General features: G+C 64.0%; 14 protein-coding genes. 8 read left to right on the top strand and 6 right to left on the bottom strand.

The window, feature by feature from the left end:
* The first annotated feature begins 113 nt into the window (after positions 1 to 113).
* Positions 114 to 1,814 carry a dihydroxy-acid dehydratase gene (gene ilvD, locus AC1D1F_RS00865; protein WP_477700622.1) on the top strand — a complete coding sequence of 567 codons (1,701 nt, stop codon included), beginning with the start codon at positions 114 to 116 and terminating at the stop codon, positions 1,812 to 1,814.
* Between the two features lie 146 nt (positions 1,815 to 1,960).
* Here the strand turns inward: ilvD and AC1D1F_RS00860 are convergent, their stop codons facing one another.
* On the bottom strand, positions 1,961 to 2,209 hold the full coding sequence (locus AC1D1F_RS00860; protein WP_477676768.1) for a TIGR04438 family Trp-rich protein: 249 nt from the start codon (positions 2,207 to 2,209) through the stop codon (positions 1,961 to 1,963).
* 125 nt (positions 2,210 to 2,334) lie between these two features.
* Here AC1D1F_RS00860 and AC1D1F_RS00855 point away from each other — a divergent pair, with 125 nt between their 5' ends.
* Positions 2,335 to 2,649, top strand: coding sequence for a c-type cytochrome (locus AC1D1F_RS00855; protein WP_477676758.1), 315 nt, complete (start codon positions 2,335 to 2,337; stop codon positions 2,647 to 2,649).
* Between the two features lie 61 nt (positions 2,650 to 2,710).
* Here AC1D1F_RS00855 and acs read toward each other — a convergent pair whose 3' ends face one another.
* Positions 2,711 to 4,708 (bottom strand): acetate--CoA ligase, encoded by a 1,998-nt coding sequence (gene acs, locus AC1D1F_RS00850; protein ID WP_477697413.1) that lies wholly within the window; start codon positions 4,706 to 4,708, stop codon positions 2,711 to 2,713.
* Between the two features lie 151 nt (positions 4,709 to 4,859).
* Between acs and AC1D1F_RS00845 the strand changes: the two genes are divergently transcribed.
* Positions 4,860 to 5,474 carry a YqhA family protein gene (locus tag AC1D1F_RS00845; protein ID WP_477676760.1) on the top strand — a complete coding sequence of 205 codons (615 nt, stop codon included), beginning with the start codon at positions 4,860 to 4,862 and terminating at the stop codon, positions 5,472 to 5,474.
* Positions 5,475 to 5,477: 3 nt separating this feature from the next.
* Here AC1D1F_RS00845 and nhaA read toward each other — a convergent pair whose 3' ends face one another.
* Both nhaA and fumC read right to left on the bottom strand, forming a co-directional pair.
* Complete coding sequence (gene nhaA, locus AC1D1F_RS00840) at positions 5,478 to 6,674, bottom strand: Na+/H+ antiporter NhaA (RefSeq protein WP_477676761.1); 1,197 nt, start codon at positions 6,672 to 6,674, stop codon at positions 5,478 to 5,480.
* Between the two features lie 214 nt (positions 6,675 to 6,888).
* Entirely contained in the window at positions 6,889 to 8,286 is a 1,398-nt protein-coding gene (fumC, locus tag AC1D1F_RS00835) for a class II fumarate hydratase (RefSeq protein ID WP_477676762.1), read from the bottom strand.
* 173 nt (positions 8,287 to 8,459) lie between these two features.
* Here fumC and AC1D1F_RS00830 point away from each other — a divergent pair, with 173 nt between their 5' ends.
* A complete protein-coding gene (locus tag AC1D1F_RS00830; RefSeq protein ID WP_477654582.1) occupies positions 8,460 to 10,010 on the top strand; it encodes a fumarate hydratase in 1,551 nt (516 codons plus the stop codon).
* Positions 10,011 to 10,158: 148 nt separating this feature from the next.
* A complete protein-coding gene (gene murI / locus AC1D1F_RS00825) occupies positions 10,159 to 10,944 on the top strand; it encodes a glutamate racemase (protein ID WP_477696336.1) in 786 nt (261 codons plus the stop codon).
* Positions 10,945 to 10,951: 7 nt separating this feature from the next.
* Here the strand turns inward: murI and AC1D1F_RS00820 are convergent, their stop codons facing one another.
* Together AC1D1F_RS00820 and AC1D1F_RS00815 are read right to left on the bottom strand one after the other, a co-directional pair.
* Positions 10,952 to 11,947, bottom strand: a complete 996-nt coding sequence (locus AC1D1F_RS00820) for a Bug family tripartite tricarboxylate transporter substrate binding protein (RefSeq protein ID WP_477696335.1) — start codon at positions 11,945 to 11,947, stop codon at positions 10,952 to 10,954.
* A 292-nt stretch (positions 11,948 to 12,239) separates the two neighbouring features.
* Positions 12,240 to 13,145 (bottom strand): LysR substrate-binding domain-containing protein, encoded by a 906-nt coding sequence (locus tag AC1D1F_RS00815; protein WP_477696334.1) that lies wholly within the window; start codon positions 13,143 to 13,145, stop codon positions 12,240 to 12,242.
* Positions 13,146 to 13,276: 131 nt separating this feature from the next.
* Here AC1D1F_RS00815 and AC1D1F_RS00810 point away from each other — a divergent pair, with 131 nt between their 5' ends.
* The 3 genes from AC1D1F_RS00810 (at position 13,277) to AC1D1F_RS00800 (ending at position 16,577) form a co-directional block, all read left to right on the top strand.
* Entirely contained in the window at positions 13,277 to 13,864 is a 588-nt protein-coding gene (locus AC1D1F_RS00810) for a cysteine dioxygenase family protein (protein ID WP_477676766.1), read from the top strand.
* A gap of 55 nt (positions 13,865 to 13,919) precedes the next feature.
* Positions 13,920 to 15,515, top strand: a complete 1,596-nt coding sequence (locus AC1D1F_RS00805; RefSeq protein WP_477700621.1) for a rhodanese-like domain-containing protein — start codon at positions 13,920 to 13,922, stop codon at positions 15,513 to 15,515.
* A 66-nt stretch (positions 15,516 to 15,581) separates the two neighbouring features.
* Positions 15,582 to 16,577, top strand: a complete 996-nt coding sequence (locus AC1D1F_RS00800) for a Bug family tripartite tricarboxylate transporter substrate binding protein (RefSeq protein ID WP_477654576.1) — start codon at positions 15,582 to 15,584, stop codon at positions 16,575 to 16,577.
* The last annotated feature ends 7 nt before the right edge of the window (positions 16,578 to 16,584 follow it).

The raw sequence follows: 16,584 nt of genomic DNA, 5'->3' as shown, positions 1-16,584 counted from the left end.
ATAAATAATGGATTGGAAAGAATCAGTCAAAGCACGCATACTTTGCTTTTCCGATAACAGCCCCGGGACCGCACCCAGGGCAAGCCATCGCAGCAACCACCACGAGACACCCCATGAACACCAAGACCGTCAACATCGTCCCCAACCCGCGTAGCAAGAACATCACCGAGGGCAAATCGCGCGCGCCCAACCGCTCCATGTACTACGCCATGGGCTATGAGGCCGAGGACTTCAAGAAGCCGATGATCGGCGTGGCCAACGGCCACAGCACCATCACCCCTTGCAACAGCGGCCTGCAAAAACTGGCGGACGCGGCGATCGCCGGCATCGAGGAGGCCGGCGGCAACGCGCAGGTCTTCGGCACGCCAACGATTTCCGACGGCATGGCCATGGGCACCGAGGGCATGAAGTATTCGCTGGTGAGCCGCGAAGTGATCTCGGACTGCATCGAAACCTGCGTGCAGGGCCAGTGGATGGACGGCGTGCTGGTGGTCGGCGGCTGCGACAAGAACATGCCGGGCGGCCTGATGGGCATGCTGCGCGCCAACGTGCCGGCGATCTACGTCTATGGCGGCACCATACTGCCGGGCACCTACAAGGGCAAGGACCTCAACATCGTCAGCGTGTTTGAAGCCGTGGGCGAAAACGCCGCCGGCCGCATGAGCGACGAAGACCTGCTGCAGATCGAGCGCCGCGCCATTCCCGGCACCGGCAGCTGCGGCGGCATGTACACGGCCAACACCATGTCCAGCGCTTTCGAGGCGCTCGGCATTTCGCTGCCCTACTCCAGCACCATGGCCAACCCGCACGACGAGAAAATGAACTCGGCCAGGGAGTCGGCCAAGGTCCTGGTTGAAGCCATCAAGAAAGACATCAAGCCGCGCGACATCGTCACCAAGAAGGCAATTGAAAACGCGGTCGCCGTGATCATGGCGACCGGGGGCTCCACCAACGCAGTGCTGCATTTCCTGGCCATCGCCCACACGGCCGGTGTCGAATGGACGATCGACGACTTCGAGCGCGTGCGCCAGCGCACGCCGGTGCTGTGCGACCTCAAGCCCTCCGGCAAATACCTGGCCGTCGACCTGCACCGCGCCGGCGGCATTCCCCAGGTCATGAAGACGCTGCTGGCCGCCGGCCTGCTGCACGGCGACTGCCTGACGATCTCCGGCCAGACCATCGCCGAGACACTCAAGGATGTGCCCGAGGTTCCGCGCGCCGACCAGGACGTGATCCGCCCCATCGACAAGCCCATGTACGCCCAGGGCCACCTGGCCATCCTCAAGGGCAACCTCTCGCCAGAAGGCTGCGTCGCCAAGATCACCGGCCTGAAAAACCCGGTCATGACCGGCCCGGCCCGCGTGTTTGATGATGAGCAGTCGGCCCTGGCCGCCATCCTGGCCGGCAAGATCAAGGCCGGCGATGTGATGGTGCTGCGTTACCTCGGCCCCAAGGGCGGGCCGGGCATGCCTGAGATGCTGGCCCCCACCGGCGCGCTGATAGGCGCAGGCCTCGGCGAAAGCGTGGGCCTGATCACCGACGGTCGCTTCTCCGGTGGCACCTGGGGCATGGTGGTCGGCCACGTCGCGCCTGAAGCGGCGGCCGGCGGCAACATCGCCTTTATCCACGAAGGCGACTCCATCACCATCGACTCCAAACAACTGCTGCTGCAGCTCAACATCAGCGATGAAGAACTGGCAAAACGCAAAGTCGGCTGGAAGGCCCCGGCGCCGCGCTACACACGCGGCGTGCAGGCCAAGTTCGCCTTCAATGCCTCCAGCGCCAGCAAGGGTGCGGTGCTGGACGACTATTGAGCAACTGACTCCAGCCAGCTGAAACGACAAGAGCCCGTGAAGTTACAGACTTCACGGGCTCTTTGCTTTGGGACGCCCCGCCTTTGACGTGAGGCAGATAGATTAGAAGGCGTAACCTGATTGAAAGGGCTTGATGCGGCGCTGGCTTATTTTTTCTTCTTCTTGGCCGACAGCATGCCCATGGCGTCGCGCTGTTTGTCGATGCGGTCATCCTTACGCTTGGCCATTTTTTCAATTTCCCTGCGCTTGGTGTAGCCCGATGCGTCTGCGTACCACCACCATAGCGCGGCCAGCAAAAACGGCGACAGCACGATGAACCAGCTCCATGTGGCAACCGGGCCAATCTCCAGGTATTTCAACGCCAACCCGACAATGCCAAGCAATAAAAAATACATGTTTTTCTCCTGAAATATCGACCCGAGCCAAGGGGTATCCCCTTGAAACAAGGGTCAACCGGCGCCACTACAATCACGTTAATTGACTGTAACCGAATCCATAACTCCCCCACGAGGACAAATCCATGAAACGCATTCTTTCAGTAATCGCTTTTGTGACCGCGGGTTTTGCCGTGTCGATGCCCGCTCTGGCCGACCTGCAACTGGCCACAGCCAAGAACTGCATGGCCTGCCATGCGGTCGACAAGAAGCTGGTGGGGCCGTCTTACAAGGATGTCGCCGCCAAGTACGCCGGCCAGAAAGATGCCGCCGACAAGCTGGCCACCAAAATCATCAAGGGCGGTTCGGGGGTCTGGGGCCCTGTGCCCATGCCCGCCAATGCACAGGTCAACCCTGAAGAAGCCAAGAAGCTGGCGGCTTGGGTTCTGGCAACCAAATAAGCGGCTTGCAAGCCGACAAAAAAGCCCGTCATTGACGGGCTTTTTTTATGCCTGATTCAACTCACTGCTTTTCAGCCAGCTGCTCCAAGATCGCAGGATTCTCAAGTGTCGACGTGTCCTGCGTGATGGCCTCGCCCTTGGCGATGCCGCGCAGCAGGCGGCGCATGATCTTGCCGCTGCGTGTCTTGGGCAGGTTGTCGCCGAAGCGGATGTCCTTGGGTTTGGCGATGGGGCCGATTTCCTTGCCGACCCAGTCGCGCAGTTCCTTGGCGATCGCCTTGGCCTCGTCGCCCGTGGGGCGCGAGCGCTTGAGCACCACGAAGGCCACGATAGCCTCACCGGTCAGGTCGTCGGGCCGCCCCACCACGGCGGCTTCGGCCACCAGCGCGGAATGCGCCACCAGTGCCGATTCGATTTCCATCGTACCCATACGGTGGCCCGAGACGTTCAGCACGTCGTCGATGCGGCCGGTGATGCGGAAGTAGCCGTTCTCGGCATTGCGCACCGCGCCGTCGCCGGCCAGGTAAATCGTTCCGCCCATCTCTTCGGGGAAATAACTCTTCTTGAAACGCTCCGGGTCGTTCCAGATGGTGCGGATCATGGATGGCCAGGGGCGCTTGACGACCAGCATGCCGCCCGATCCATTGGGCAGGTCCTTGCCGGTTTCGTCGACGATGGCGGTCATGATACCGGGCAATGGCAAGGTGCAGCTGCCGGGCACCAGCGGCGTGGCGCCTGGCAGCGGCGTGATCATGTGGCCGCCGGTCTCGGTTTGCCAGAAAGTGTCCACGATGGGGCAGCGCTCGCCGCCCACGTTCTTGTAGTACCACATCCAGGCTTCGGGGTTGATGGGCTCGCCGACCGAACCCAGGATGCGCAGGCTGCTCAGGTCGGAGCGCGCCGGGTGCACCTTCTCATCGCCCTCGGCGGCCTTGATCAGCGAGCGGATCGCCGTGGGCGCCGTGTAGAAAATCGTGACCTTGTGCTTTTCGATCATCTGCCAGAAGCGGCCAGCGTTCGGGAAAGTCGGGATGCCCTCGAAGATGATCTGCGTCGCGCCTGCAGCCAACGGACCGTAGGCCACATAGGTGTGGCCGGTGATCCAGCCGATGTCGGCCGTGCACCAGAACACGTCGGCCGGCTGGATATCGAAAGTCCAGTCCATCGTGAGCTTGGCCCAGAGCAGGTAGCCGCCCGTGCTGTGCTGCACGCCCTTGGGCTTGCCGGTCGAGCCAGAGGTGTAAAGAATGAAAAGCGGATGCTCGGCGCCGACAAATTCCGGCTCGCACACCGGCGGCGCCTTGGCCGTGATCTCGTGCATCAGGCTGTCACGCCCGGCCACCATGTTGCAGGCCGTGGCGGTGCGCTGGTAAACGATCACGTTCTTGATCGACTCGCAGCCGCCCATGGCGATGCCTTCATCGACGATGGCCTTGAGCGGCAATTCCTTGCCGCCGCGCAGCTGGTAGTTGGCGGTGATGACGGCTACGGCTCCGGCGTCCTGGATGCGCTCCTGCAGGCTCTTGGCGGAGAAGCCGCCGAACACCACCGAATGCGTGGCGCCTATGCGCGCGCAGGCCTGCATGGCCACCACACCCTCGACCGTCATCGGCATGTAGATGATGACGCGATCGCCCTTCTTGATGCCCGCGCCCTTGAGCGCGCTGGCGAACTGGCTGACCCTGGCGTGCAGTTCCTTGTAGGTAACGTTGGTGACCTTGCCGTCGTCGCTTTCGAAAATGATGGCTTTCTTGTTTTCGGTCGGCGTGCCCAGATGGCGGTCCAGGCAGTTGTAGGAAGCGTTGAGCTCGCCGTCGGCGAACCACTTGTAAAACGGCGCGCTGGACTCATCCAGTGTTTGGGTGAACGGCTTTTTCCAGCTGAGGTTTTCACGCGCCAGGCGCGCCCAGAAACCTTCAAAATCTTTTTCAGCTTCGGCGCACAGGGCCTTGTAGGCCGGCATGCCCGAAATGCGCGCCGCTTTCACGGTGGCGGGGGCAGGCGGGAAAATGCGATTTTCAACCAGGGTCGATTCGATCGCGGATTGGGGGGCGCTCATTGTTTATGTCTCCTGTTTGTCACTGAATGCGTGGTACTGTCTTCTGCGGCACTTACAAGCCACTGACTGGCTTGAACCTTACAAAAAGGCATCGAATCGGGGGTGGCCGCCGCCCTCTTACAATGCCGCAACCTTCCCAGCTTACGCCATCATGACTGAACCCACCCAGACCCCCGGCACCGGCAAGATTTCCCCGCTCCGCCCCCTGCCCAACCTGATTTTCGCCAGCCGCTGGCTGCAGTTGCCGCTCTATCTCGGGCTGATCGCCGCGCAGGCGGTATACGTAGTGCATTTTCTGGTCGAGCTGTGGCACCTGATCGAAGCCGCCTTCGGCAGCCAGACCGCCCTGCAATCGCTGATCACCAGCATCGGCTACAAGACCGCCATACCCGTCGTGACGCTCAACGAGACGGTCATCATGCTGGTAGTGCTGGCCCTGATCGACGTGGTCATGATTTCCAACCTGCTGATCATGGTCATCGTGGGTGGCTACGAAACTTTTGTGAGCCGCATGAACCTCGAAGGCCACCGCGACCAGCCCGAATGGCTGAGCCACGTGAACGCCTCGGTGCTCAAGGTCAAGCTGGCCACGGCCATCATCGGCATCAGCTCCATCCACCTGCTGAAAACCTTCATCAATGCCGACAACTACACCGACAAGGTCCTGATCGCGCAGACGGTGATCCACATCACCTTCCTGCTGTCGGCCATTGCGATTGCCTACACCGACAAGATCATGTCGGGCATCGCGGCGCAAAAGCACTGAGTCTTATTCGGCCTTGGCCGGCCCCTTGGGGCCGCCTCTCAGCAGCAACAGCGTACCCGCCACGCCGGAAAGCAGCGAACCGCAAAGCACGCCCAGCTTGAGTTGCGTTTCGTAGCCGGCATCCTCCCCGGCGAAGGCCAGCGTTCCGATGAACAGGCTCATGGTGAAACCCACACCACAGAGCAGACACACACCCATAAATTGCCGCCAGCTGGATTCAGCCGGCAAGCGCGCGCCGGCAAAGCGGATCAGCAGCCACGAAGCGCCAAACACCCCGACCGCCTTGCCCACCAGCAAACCCGCCGTGATACCCAGGGGGACGCTCTGGAGCAGCGTTCCAATCGTCACGCCTTGCAGAGACACCCCCGCGTTGGCGAATGCAAACATGGGCAACACCGCAAAAGCCACCCAGGGATGCAGTGCGTGCTCAGCCGCCTTGAGCGGCGAGCCGCCCTTGCCGTCAGACAGGGGAATGGCCAACGCGGTAATGACGCCCGCCAGCGTGGCATGAATCCCCGACTTGTAAACAAACAGCCAGATCACCAGCCCCACCGCCACGTAAGGTCCTATCGCCATGACTTTCGCCCGGTTAAAGGCCAGCAGAACCAGTCCGCCCAGGCCCGCGGCCAGCAACGCGGCCACCGACAAGGCATCGGTATAGAAGAAGGCGATGATCAGGATGGCGCCCAGGTCGTCAATGATGGCGACGGCCGTCAAGAACACCTTGAGCGAGGCCGGCACACGGCTGCCCAGCAAGACCAGGATGCCCAGCGCAAAGGCAATGTCCGTGGCCGCCGGAATCGCCCAGCCGCGCATGGCGATCGGGTCGCCGGCGTTGATGGCCATATAGATCAGCGCCGGCGCCACCATGCCGCCCAGCGCGGCGCCTGCCGGCAACAAGGCCTGGCTGCGCGAAGCCAGTTCGCCATCGAGCAGCTCACGCTTGATCTCCAGCCCCACCAGGAAGAAAAACACCGCCATCCACAGGTCATTGACCCAGTGCAGCAAGGATTTGGAAAGCACCAGCAGGTCGCCGCCCACACGCAGCTCACCCGGCAGTTGCACAAACCGGTTGTAAGCCTCACTCCATGGCGAGTTGCTGACCACCAACGCCAGCACGGCCGCCAGCGCCAGCACCACGCCCGAAAGCGACTGCGAATTGATGAACTGGTTGAGAGTGCGGTGGACGAATTTGAGCATGGCCCATTGTCCCAGACACACGGGCTGCAGGCGGTAAAACCAACCACATCCCCTGCAAGCAGGCGCCGCGGAACCGGCTTTGCCGGGCCGCAGGCGCCGCCCCCTGCAAGGGGGGGAAGGCGCTACACGAAGTGAGCGTCCGACGGGGGGGTGCCTACCTACCCTGCAAGGGGGGAACAGGCTACACGCAGTGAGCCTGGACGAGGGTGTGCATCTACCTGCCGACCATGTTCCCAGGAACTACCCACTGGTCGAACTGCTCACCCGTGACATAGCCCGAGGCCAGCGCCGCATCGCGCAGGCTGCTGCCTTCCTTGTGCGCCTTCTTGGCGATGAAGGCGGCCTTGTCGTAGCCGATGTGGGTGTTCAGCGCCGTCACCAGCATCAGCGAACGATCCACCAGTTCGGCGATGCGTTCGCGGTTCGGCTCTATGCCCACGGCGCATTGGTCGTTGAAGCTCACCATGCCGTCGGCCAGCAGGCGCACGCTCTGCAGGAAGTTGTACGCCACCATGGGACGGAAGACATTGAGTTCGAAGTTGCCCGAAGCGCCGCCGAAGTTGATGGCCACGTCGTTGCCGAACACCTGAGCCGCCAGCATGGTGACGGCTTCGCTCTGCGTCGGGTTGACCTTGCCCGGCATGATGGACGAGCCGGGCTCGTTCTCGGGAATGCTGAGTTCGCCGATACCGCTGCGCGGCCCGCTGGCCAGCCAGCGCACATCGTTGGCGATTTTCATCATGCTGGCCGCCAGGGTCTTGAGCGCGCCGTGCGCGTGCACCAGGCCGTCCACCGAGGCCATCGCTTCGAACTTGTTGGGCGCCGTGACAAAGGGCAGGCCTGTGAGCGCGGCCAGCTCGGCCGCCACCTGCTCGGCATACCCCTTGGGCGCGTTCAGGCCGGTGCCTACGGCAGTACCGCCCAGCGCCAGCTCGCACAGGTGCGGCAAGGCGGCGCGCACATGCTTGTCGCCGTGGTCCAGCTGCGCGACGTAGCCCGAGAACTCCTGGCCCAGCGTGAGCGGCGTGGCGTCCTGCAGGTGCGTGCGCCCTATCTTGACGATGCCGTCGAAGTCCTTGGCCTTTTTCGCCAGCGTGGCGCGCAACTTCGCGATGGCCGGCAGCAGCTTGTGGGTCAGCGCCTCGACCGCGGCCACGTGCATGGCCGTCGGGAACACGTCATTGGACGACTGGCTGCGGTTGACGTCGTCGTTCGGATGCACCAGCCGGCCTTCGCCGCGCTCGCCGCCCAGGATTTCGCTGGCGCGGTTGGCCAGCACCTCGTTGACGTTCATATTGGTCTGCGTGCCCGAGCCGGTCTGCCATACAACCAGCGGGAACTCGTCGGCATGCTTGCCGGCGATCACCTCGTCGGCCGCGGCCACGATGGCTTTTGTTTTCTTCTCGTCCTGCAGGCCCAGCGCATGGTTCACCCTGGCAGAACAGCGTTTGACCTGGGCCAGCGCCTTGATGATCTCGCGCGGCTGCTGCTCGCCCGAGATGTCGAAGTTCTGCAGCGAACGCTGCGTCTGTGCGCCCCAGAGTTTGTCGGCCGGCACCTCGATGGGGCCAAAGGTATCGCGCTCGGTGCGCGTGCTGTTGCTTGTCGTCATGGAATGTCCTGCTCTGTCAAAAAAGAGGGGGAGAAAGTCGAAGTATGACGGCAAACAAGAAAGATTCTCATCTAAGGGGTTTTGCCAAAAGCCGCCGGCCGGCCCCGGGTGCCGAGGGCGGATAATTACGAGGTTTGCCCGAAATCCCCTAAAACGACGATCCCCACCCCACCATGACCACGATCAAGCAAGCCGACCTCATCGAGTCCGTAGCCGCCGCGCTGCAGTACATCAGCTACTACCACCCCACCGACTACATCGCCCACCTGGCACGCGCCTACGAACGCGAACAAAGCCCGGCCGCCAAGGATGCGATTGCGCAGATCCTCACCAACAGCAAGATGAGCGCCACCGGCCAGCGTCCCATCTGCCAGGACACCGGCATCGTCAACGTGTTCCTGAAAGTCGGCATGGACGTGCGCTGGGAAGGCTTCAGCGGAAGCCTTGACGACGCCATCAACGAAGGCGTGCGCCGCGGCTACAACCACCCGGACAACACCCTGCGCGCCTCGGTCGTCGCCGACCCGCAGTTCGACCGCAAGAACACCAAGGACAACACGCCGGCGGTGATCTTCACCGAGCTGGTGCCCGGCGACAAGATCGACGTCACCGTGGCCGCCAAAGGCGGCGGCAGCGAAAACAAAAGCAAGCTGGTGATGCTCAACCCCGGCGACTCGGTGGTCGACTGGGTGCTCAAGACCGTGCCCACCATGGGCGCCGGCTGGTGCCCGCCCGGCATGCTGGGCATAGGCATAGGCGGCACCGCCGAAAAAGCCGTGCTGATGGCCAAGGAAAGCCTGATGGACGACCTCGACATGTATGAGCTGCAGGCCAAATCGTCTTCGGGCGCCAAGCTCAGCAAGACCGAAGAGCTGCGCCTCGAACTGTTCGAAAAAGTCAACGCGCTGGGCATAGGCGCGCAGGGCCTGGGCGGCCTCACCACCGTGCTCGACATCAAGATCAAGATGTATCCCACGCACGCGGCCAGCAAACCCGTCGCGATGATCCCCAACTGCGCCGCCACACGCCACGCCCACTTCGTGATGGACGGCAGCGGCCCCGTCTACCTGGACCCGCCTTCGCTGGACCTGTGGCCCAACGTGAACTGGGCGCCCGACTACAACAAGAGCAAAAAGGTCGACCTCAACACGCTCACGAAAGAAGAGGTCGCCAGCTGGAAACCCAGCCAGACCCTGCTGCTCAGCGGCAAGATGCTGACCGGCCGCGACGCCGCGCACAAGCGCATTCAGGACATGCTGGCCAAGGGCGAAAAGCTGCCGGTCGATTTCACCAATCGTGTCATCTACTACGTCGGCCCGGTCGATCCGGTGCGCGATGAAGCCGTCGGCCCGGCCGGCCCGACCACCTCCACCCGCATGGACGGCTTCACTGAAATGATGCTGGCCGAGACCGGCCTGATCTCGATGATCGGCAAGTCCGAGCGCGGCCCGGTGGCCATCGAAGCCATCAAGAAGCACAAAAGCGCTTACCTGATGGCCGTCGGCGGTGCCGCCTACCTGGTCAGCAAGGCCATCAAGACCGCCAAGGTGGTGGGCTTTGCCGACCTGGGCATGGAAGCGATCTACGAATTCGACGTGGTCGACATGCCGGTCACCGTCGCGGTCGATGCGGGCGGCACCAGCGCGCACATCACCGGCCCGGCCGAGTGGCAGAAGAAGATCGCCACCGGCGAGTTCAAGCAGATCCCGGTCACCAGCGCTTAAGCAACGACAAGATGCCTGAGCGCCTTCCCTTCAAGTCGGGGCCGCGGGACTGGCTTTGCCAGAACGCAGGCGCAGCGGCCCCTTTCGTGATGAAAGGGGCAGGGAGAAGCCGCAGGCTACACGCAGTGAGCGACCGTGGAGGCTCTTCTTGATCGGCGTGTTCGACAGCGGCGTGGGCGGGCTCAGCATCTTCAAGGCGCTGCGTGCGCAGTTGCCCGCCGAGGCTTTTGTCTACCTGGCTGACGCGGGATACGCGCCCTATGGCGAACGCGGTGATGCTTTTGTCATTGAGCGCACGCGCGCCGTCGTGCGCAAGCTGCGCGACGAGCACGCGATCAAGGCGCTGGTGATCGCCTGCAACACCGCGACGGCGGCCGCCGTCCATCTTGTGCGAACCGAGCACCCCGACCTGCCGCTGGTCGGCGTCGAGCCGGCGCTCAAACCGGCCGTCGCCCTGAGCAAGACGGGCCGCATCGGCGTGATGGCGACGCGCGGCACGGTGGCCAGCGCCAAGCTGCGTGCCTTGCACGATTCACTGAAAGACCAGGCGGAATTCATCCTGCAACCCTGCGACGGGCTGGCCGATGCGATACAGAACCATGATGTCGCGCGGGTCCACGCCTTGTGCGCGCAATACACGCAAGCCATCGGGCCGTTCGGCAAGCAGGCAGGGCAAGTCGACACCCTGGTGCTGGGCTGCACGCACTACGCTTTCGCGTGGGACACATTGCAGGCGCTGGTGGGCCCCAATGTCAGCCTGATCGAAACCGGCGAGCCGGTCGCGCGACAGACACGCCGTTTACTCCAGGCCGCCGGGCAGCTGCAGCCGGGCGAGGCACCCGGCCGCGTGACCCTGCTGACGACGGGCTCACAAGAAGCGCTGGAAGCGGCCGCGCAGCGCTGGCTAGGATTGCCAGCGCCGGGGCAACGTTGAACTGAAGTTACTGCGGTTTCAGTCCGACGTTGCGCGCCAGGGTGCGCCAACGCTCGGACTCAGCCCGAAGGAAGCCGCGCAACTGGTCGCGCGAAGTGCCCTTCATTTCCACACCCAGGGCGGACATGCGCTCCACTACCTTGAGGTCCGACATGGCAGTGAGGAGTTCCAGGCGAAGCCGTTCGGTGACTTCAAGCGGCGTGGTCGCCGGAGCCACCAGCGCCCACCACTGGGCGACGTCCATGTTCTTCAGGCCGAGTTCCGTCATCGTCGGCAGGGAACGCAGGATGGGGACATCGGAGCGCTTGCGGCCCGTCACCGCCAGCGCCTTCACCTTGCCGGCGGCCATCAGGCTGGAGCCGGTCGCCAGCGTGGCGAAGTAGGAAGACACCTGGCCGGCAGCAAGATCCACCATGGCCGGCGCGCCGCCGCGGTAAGGCACCATGTTGAACTTGATTTTGGTTTCCTGGGAAAACAGCTCACCCACCAGGTGGCTGATGGAGCCGGTGCCGCTGTTCGCCATGGCGGGGGGCCCGCCCTTGGTGGTCGAGGCGGTTTTCAGGAAAGTCTTGAAGTCGGCGTTTTCGGGGCCCATGCCGGTGAACAGCACCATGGGCGACGTGCCCACCAGCGTGATCGGCGTGAAGTCGCGCAGCATGTCGTAAGGCAGGTTGGCGACAACCGCGGGCGCATACACATGGGACAACTCGACAATCGCCAGCGTGTAGCCATCGGGCGCCGACTTGGCGGCCTGGTCGATGCCGACGTGGCCCGCGCCGCCCGGCTTGTTGTCGACGATCACGGGCTGCTTCAGGCTCTCGGTCAGCCGCTGCGCAAGCACGCGGGTAATGGCGTCGGTGCTGCCGCCCGTTGCCCAGGGAACGATGATCTTGATCGGCTTGTCGGGGTAGGCGGCCCATGCGGGTGCGGCGCCAAGCGCCAGGGTGGCCGCGGAGCCAGCAAGCAGGGTGCGCCGCTTGATGGGAAACGATGAAACAGACATGAACTCTCCTTGCATTTGTTCTCAGATACGCTGCAACCCCAACCCATGTCGGGCATCGCCGGCGTGCGGCAAGCGTACACCTCGAAGCACGCAAGCTCCGCATTCGTGTGCGAGTTCAGCCACTTTCAATCTCTTCATGTGGCTTGCGTCCAACATTTTGTTACGGCGTTTTCTTCGAGATCGTATGGCCGCCGTCGATTCGCGCTCACGCGCTCTTTGGAAGTAAGTAGAAAGTCGACAAGATGCGGCCAGACCCTCGACACCTCGGCTCCGCGCCCCTGCATGGCGGGTGTCAGATTCCCCTGACCGGGGGCCATGCCGGAGAGGCCGGGTCCGCCGCGCTGCGGATCAAACCGAGGTTGGCCTTGAGCATCTCGAACACCTTGCGCGTAACCGGGTTGATGACGTTGCGGCGAATGAAAAGGTAATAGTCGAGGTCGGGCAAGCGCGGCAGGCCGTCGGTTTCGCCGAGCACGCGCAGGTCGCTGCCCGCCGTTTCGATGCCGCGCGCGGTTACGCCCAGCCCCGCGCGCAGCGCCGCCTTGATGCCGATCAGGCTGGACGCGGTGTAGCTTGGCGTCCATGGGATGCCGGCGGCGTCCAGCGCCTCACGCGCCAGCCGGTGGAACACGCTGGGGCCTTCCACCAGGATCAGCGGCACCGGCTTGGTGCGGTCGTGCACATAACTCGCCGAGCACAGCCACACCGTCGGAGAGGTACGCAGCACCACGCCGTCCAGCCCCGGGTCGTTGCGGTTGGAGATGCTCATGTCGATCTCGCCGCGCTTGAGCGACTCCATCAGGAAGGGGCTGCGCCCCACGTGGATGTCGAGCTGCAGCAAGGGCGAGACGCGCGCCACCTGCGCCAGCAAGGTCGGCAGCATGTTGTCGGCCACGTCGTGCGGCGCGCCTATGCGCAGCACGCCCTCGAGGTTGCCCTGCTGCAGGCTGCGCAGCGCATCGTCGTTGATGGCCAGCAGGTGGCGCGCGTATTCGAGCAGCTTGTGGCCGTGCGGCGTCAAGCGCTTGCTGCGGCCGTGTTTTTCAAACAGCGGGTGGCCGATCTGGTCCTCCAGGCGCTGCATCTGCTGCGTCACCGCCGACTGCGTCTTGCCCAACTGGACGGCTGCGCCGGCAAAGCTGTCCTGCTCGTCTATAGCGACCAGGGACCTCAGCAATTCCAGGTCAAGGGTTTTCATGCAAGGGCCTCCACGGCAGCGTCTTCATATTACGAATGCTAATGCGTTTATCTCTATTTCTGAGTTGTTTGAAAAATATGACTTGACTATATTAGGTCCACCAAACCGCAATTTCACTCAGGAACATGCCCATGAACGCAGCAGCAGAGCGCAACCAGGTGGTTGGCGCCGCCATTAAAAACATTAAAGTTATTGTTGGAAGCGGTGAGGCGACGCGCCCCTCCCTGGCCAAGGTATTGGCGGTGCTGAACCAGCTGGCCGGCCGCAAGGACCTCTGGAGCGACGCCGATTTCAATGCGCCCGTCAGCCCCGAACTGCAGGCGCGCTACCTGATCGCCGAAGACGCCGACCAGAGCTTTGCGCTGTACCTCAACGTGATGCGCCCCGGCAAGCGCATCGTTCCGCACAACCACACCACCTGGGCCTGCATCAGCGCCGTGGAAGGCACGGAACTCAATCGCGTGTACGAGCGCCAGGACGACGGTTCCGTGCCCGGAAAGGCACAGCTCAAAGAGGTCAGCTCGGTCGTGGTCGAGCCCGGCACGGGCATCGCGCTGCTAGCCGAGGACATCCACTCGGTGGAGATTCCCGCCGGCCAGGTGATACGCCACCTGCACATGTACGGGCGCGCGCTCGAGACCCTGACCTCGCGCACCAGCTATGACATGGAAAAAGGCACGTACGAGACCATGGGCATCGGCGTGCAAACCCGCCGCTGATCACCCGCCCCATCTTTCCTTCTTCGAACTTTCTGAACCCACACGCCCTTATTCCATGACACGTTTTGTAGACGCGGCCACGCTCAAAGCCTGGCTGCACGACGGCGAGGAAATCGCCTTGTTTGATGTGCGCGAGCACGGCCAGTACGGCCAGTCGCATCTGTTTTACGGCATTCCCCTGCCCTACAGCCGGCTCGAGCTGGACGCGCCGCGCCTGGCGCCGCGCAAAGGTGTGCGGGTCGTGGTCTATGACGGCGACGGCAACAGCGCGGCGCCCCTGGCCGCGAGCCGCTTCACCGCGCTCGGCTACGGCAACGTGCAGGTGCTGCAAGGCGGCACGGCCGGCTGGCAGGCCGCCGGCTTCGCGCTGTTTGCCGGCGTCAACGTGCCGTCCAAGACCTTCGGCGAACTGGCCGAACAGGTCTACCACACGCCCCGCGTCAGTGCGACCGAACTGGCCGCCATGCTGGAGCGCAAGGACGATGTCGTGGTGCTGGACGGGCGGCCGTTTTCGGAGTTCCGCAAGATGAACATCCCGACGGCGATCAGTTGCCCCAACGGCGAGCTGGCCCTGCGCATCCGCGACCTGGTGCCCAGCGAGAGCACCCACATCGTCATCAACTGCGCGGGCCGCACGCGCAGCATCATAGGCGCGCAAACCCTGATCAACCTGGGTGTGCGCAACCCCGTGTCGGCGCTCGAAAACGGCACCCAGGGCTGGTACCTGGCCGACCTGAAACTCGAGCACGGCGGCACGCGCCGCTACCCCGAAGCGGCCCAGCCTCAAGGGACCGCCGGCATGCGTGCAGCGGCCCAGGCGCTGGGCCAGCGCTTTGGCGTGCCCATCGTCGACGCGCAGACGGTTCGCGGCTGGGCGGGCGACGCGCATCGCACGCTTTTCCTGTGTGACGTCCGCAGCCCCGAGGAATTTGCGCAAGGCAGCCTGCCCGGCGCGCAGCACACGCCCGGCGGCCAGCTGATCCAGGCCACCGACCAGTACGTGGGTGTGCGCAAGGCCCGGCTGGTGCTGTTCGACAACGACGGCATGCGCGCGCTCACGGTGGCGAGCTGGCTGCGCCAGCTGGGCCACGACGCCAGCGTGCTGGACCAGGGCCTGGCCAGCGGCCTGGCCTTGCCCGCCGCGGCACCCGTGGCCCTGCCCGCGCTGCCCGCCATCAGCGCGCAGGCGCTGATGACTGGCCTGGCCGACGGCAGCGTCTGCGCCATAGACCTGCGCCCCAGCATGCAGTTCCGCCAGAAGCACATCGCGGGCACACACTGGTCTATACGGCCGCGCCTGGCGGCAGCCCTGGCCGGCGAACACCGCCCGGTGGTGCTGATTGCCGACGAGCCCGCCGTGGCCGCCTGCGCGGCCGTCGACCTGCAGGCGCTGGGACTGAAGGCCAGCCTGCTGCAAGGCGGCCTGGACGCCTGGCAGCAGGCCGGCCTGCCGCTGCAGGCTTCCGAAAACATTCCGGCCGACAGCGACTGCATCGACTACCTGTTCTTCGTGCACGACCGGCACGACGGCAACAAGGAAGCGGCGCGCCAGTACCTCGCCTGGGAAGTCAACCTCATCGGGCAGCTGGACGCGCTGGAACTGAAGGCGTTTCACTTCCCGGACGCCACGGCCGCGCACGCACACGCCTGAGCCCCGCCGGCCCGGCGATCTCATTTTTCTTTTTCACTTTTTGCTTCCATCCATTCAGGAGCCCCCATGTTTGCCAAGCTGAAATTCACCGCCGCCTCGCTTTGCTGCGCCCTGCTCGCCGTACACGGCGCGGCTTCCGCGCAGCCCATGCCCCAGGTCGGCGGTTTCCCGAACCAGGCCATCAAGTTCGTGTCGCCCTTCCCTGCCGGCGGCGGCAATGACGCCACCACGCGTTTTGTGACCACCCGCCTGTCCGACATCACCGGCCAGACCGCCATCGTCGACAACCGCGGCGGCGCCGGCGGCAACATTGGCGCCAAGGCCGTGGCCGATGCCAAACCCGACGGCTACACCGTGCTCACCGGCCAGGTGTCGCTGATGGCCGTCAACCCCACGCTGTATGCATCGCCCGGTTTCGACCCGCTGAAAAATTTCCTGCCTATCACCCAGATCAACGCCGCGCCGCTGGTGCTCGTGGTGCCCAGCAATTCGCCGCTCAAAAGCTTCGCCGACCTGGCCGCGCAGACCAAAGCCCCCGGCGGACGTGTCACCTATGCCACGCCCGGCAACGGAACGCTCTCGCACCTGGTCGGCGTGGTCCTCGAAAAAGACAGCGGCATCGGCATGACCCACGTTCCCTACAAGGGCGCAGCGCCGGCCATCACCGACCTGCTGGGCGGCCAGGTGGACGTGCTCATCACCTCCACCGCCTCCGTGTCCAGCTTCATCCAGAACGGCAAGATGCGCGCACTGGCCGTCACCAGCCCGCGCCGCATCGGCGTGTTCACCAAGGTGCCGACGCTCGAAGAGCTGGGCTACAAGAACACCACCTTTGAAGACTGGTACGGTTTCTTCGCGCCGGCCGGCACGCCGCCCGAGCGCGTGGCCTACCTGCACGACAGCATCGTGCGTTCCCTGAAGACGCCGGAAGTCAGCAAGCTGATCACCGACGGCGGCAGCGAAGTGGTCGGCAACACGTCGGCGGCCTTTGCCGCGCAGCTCAAGGCGGACATCGCCCGCTGGTCGCGCGTCGTCAAACTGTCGGGCGCCAAGCTAGACTGATCGCTCA

Source organism: Polaromonas sp. P1_H6 (genome assembly GCF_056405195.1).
This window is presented reverse-complemented; position numbering and strand designations above follow the sequence as displayed.

Excerpts from the sequence above, each read along its gene's own strand:
- ilvD (WP_477700622.1), top strand. The coding sequence starts at position 114 with ATGAACACCAAGACCGTCAACATCGTCCCCAACCCGCGTAGCAAGAAC.
- AC1D1F_RS00860 (WP_477676768.1), bottom strand. The coding sequence starts at position 2,209 with ATGTATTTTTTATTGCTTGGCATTGTCGGGTTGGCGTTGAAATACCTG.
- AC1D1F_RS00855 (WP_477676758.1), top strand. The coding sequence starts at position 2,335 with ATGAAACGCATTCTTTCAGTAATCGCTTTTGTGACCGCGGGTTTTGCC.
- acs (WP_477697413.1), bottom strand. The coding sequence starts at position 4,708 with ATGAGCGCCCCCCAATCCGCGATCGAATCGACCCTGGTTGAAAATCGC.
- AC1D1F_RS00845 (WP_477676760.1), top strand. The coding sequence starts at position 4,860 with ATGACTGAACCCACCCAGACCCCCGGCACCGGCAAGATTTCCCCGCTC.
- nhaA (WP_477676761.1), bottom strand. The coding sequence starts at position 6,674 with ATGCTCAAATTCGTCCACCGCACTCTCAACCAGTTCATCAATTCGCAG.
- fumC (WP_477676762.1), bottom strand. The coding sequence starts at position 8,286 with ATGACGACAAGCAACAGCACGCGCACCGAGCGCGATACCTTTGGCCCC.
- AC1D1F_RS00830 (WP_477654582.1), top strand. The coding sequence starts at position 8,460 with ATGACCACGATCAAGCAAGCCGACCTCATCGAGTCCGTAGCCGCCGCG.
- AC1D1F_RS00820 (WP_477696335.1), bottom strand. The coding sequence starts at position 11,947 with ATGTCTGTTTCATCGTTTCCCATCAAGCGGCGCACCCTGCTTGCTGGC.
- AC1D1F_RS00815 (WP_477696334.1), bottom strand. The coding sequence starts at position 13,145 with ATGAAAACCCTTGACCTGGAATTGCTGAGGTCCCTGGTCGCTATAGAC.
- AC1D1F_RS00810 (WP_477676766.1), top strand. The coding sequence starts at position 13,277 with ATGAACGCAGCAGCAGAGCGCAACCAGGTGGTTGGCGCCGCCATTAAA.
- AC1D1F_RS00805 (WP_477700621.1), top strand. The coding sequence starts at position 13,920 with ATGACACGTTTTGTAGACGCGGCCACGCTCAAAGCCTGGCTGCACGAC.
- AC1D1F_RS00800 (WP_477654576.1), top strand. The coding sequence starts at position 15,582 with ATGTTTGCCAAGCTGAAATTCACCGCCGCCTCGCTTTGCTGCGCCCTG.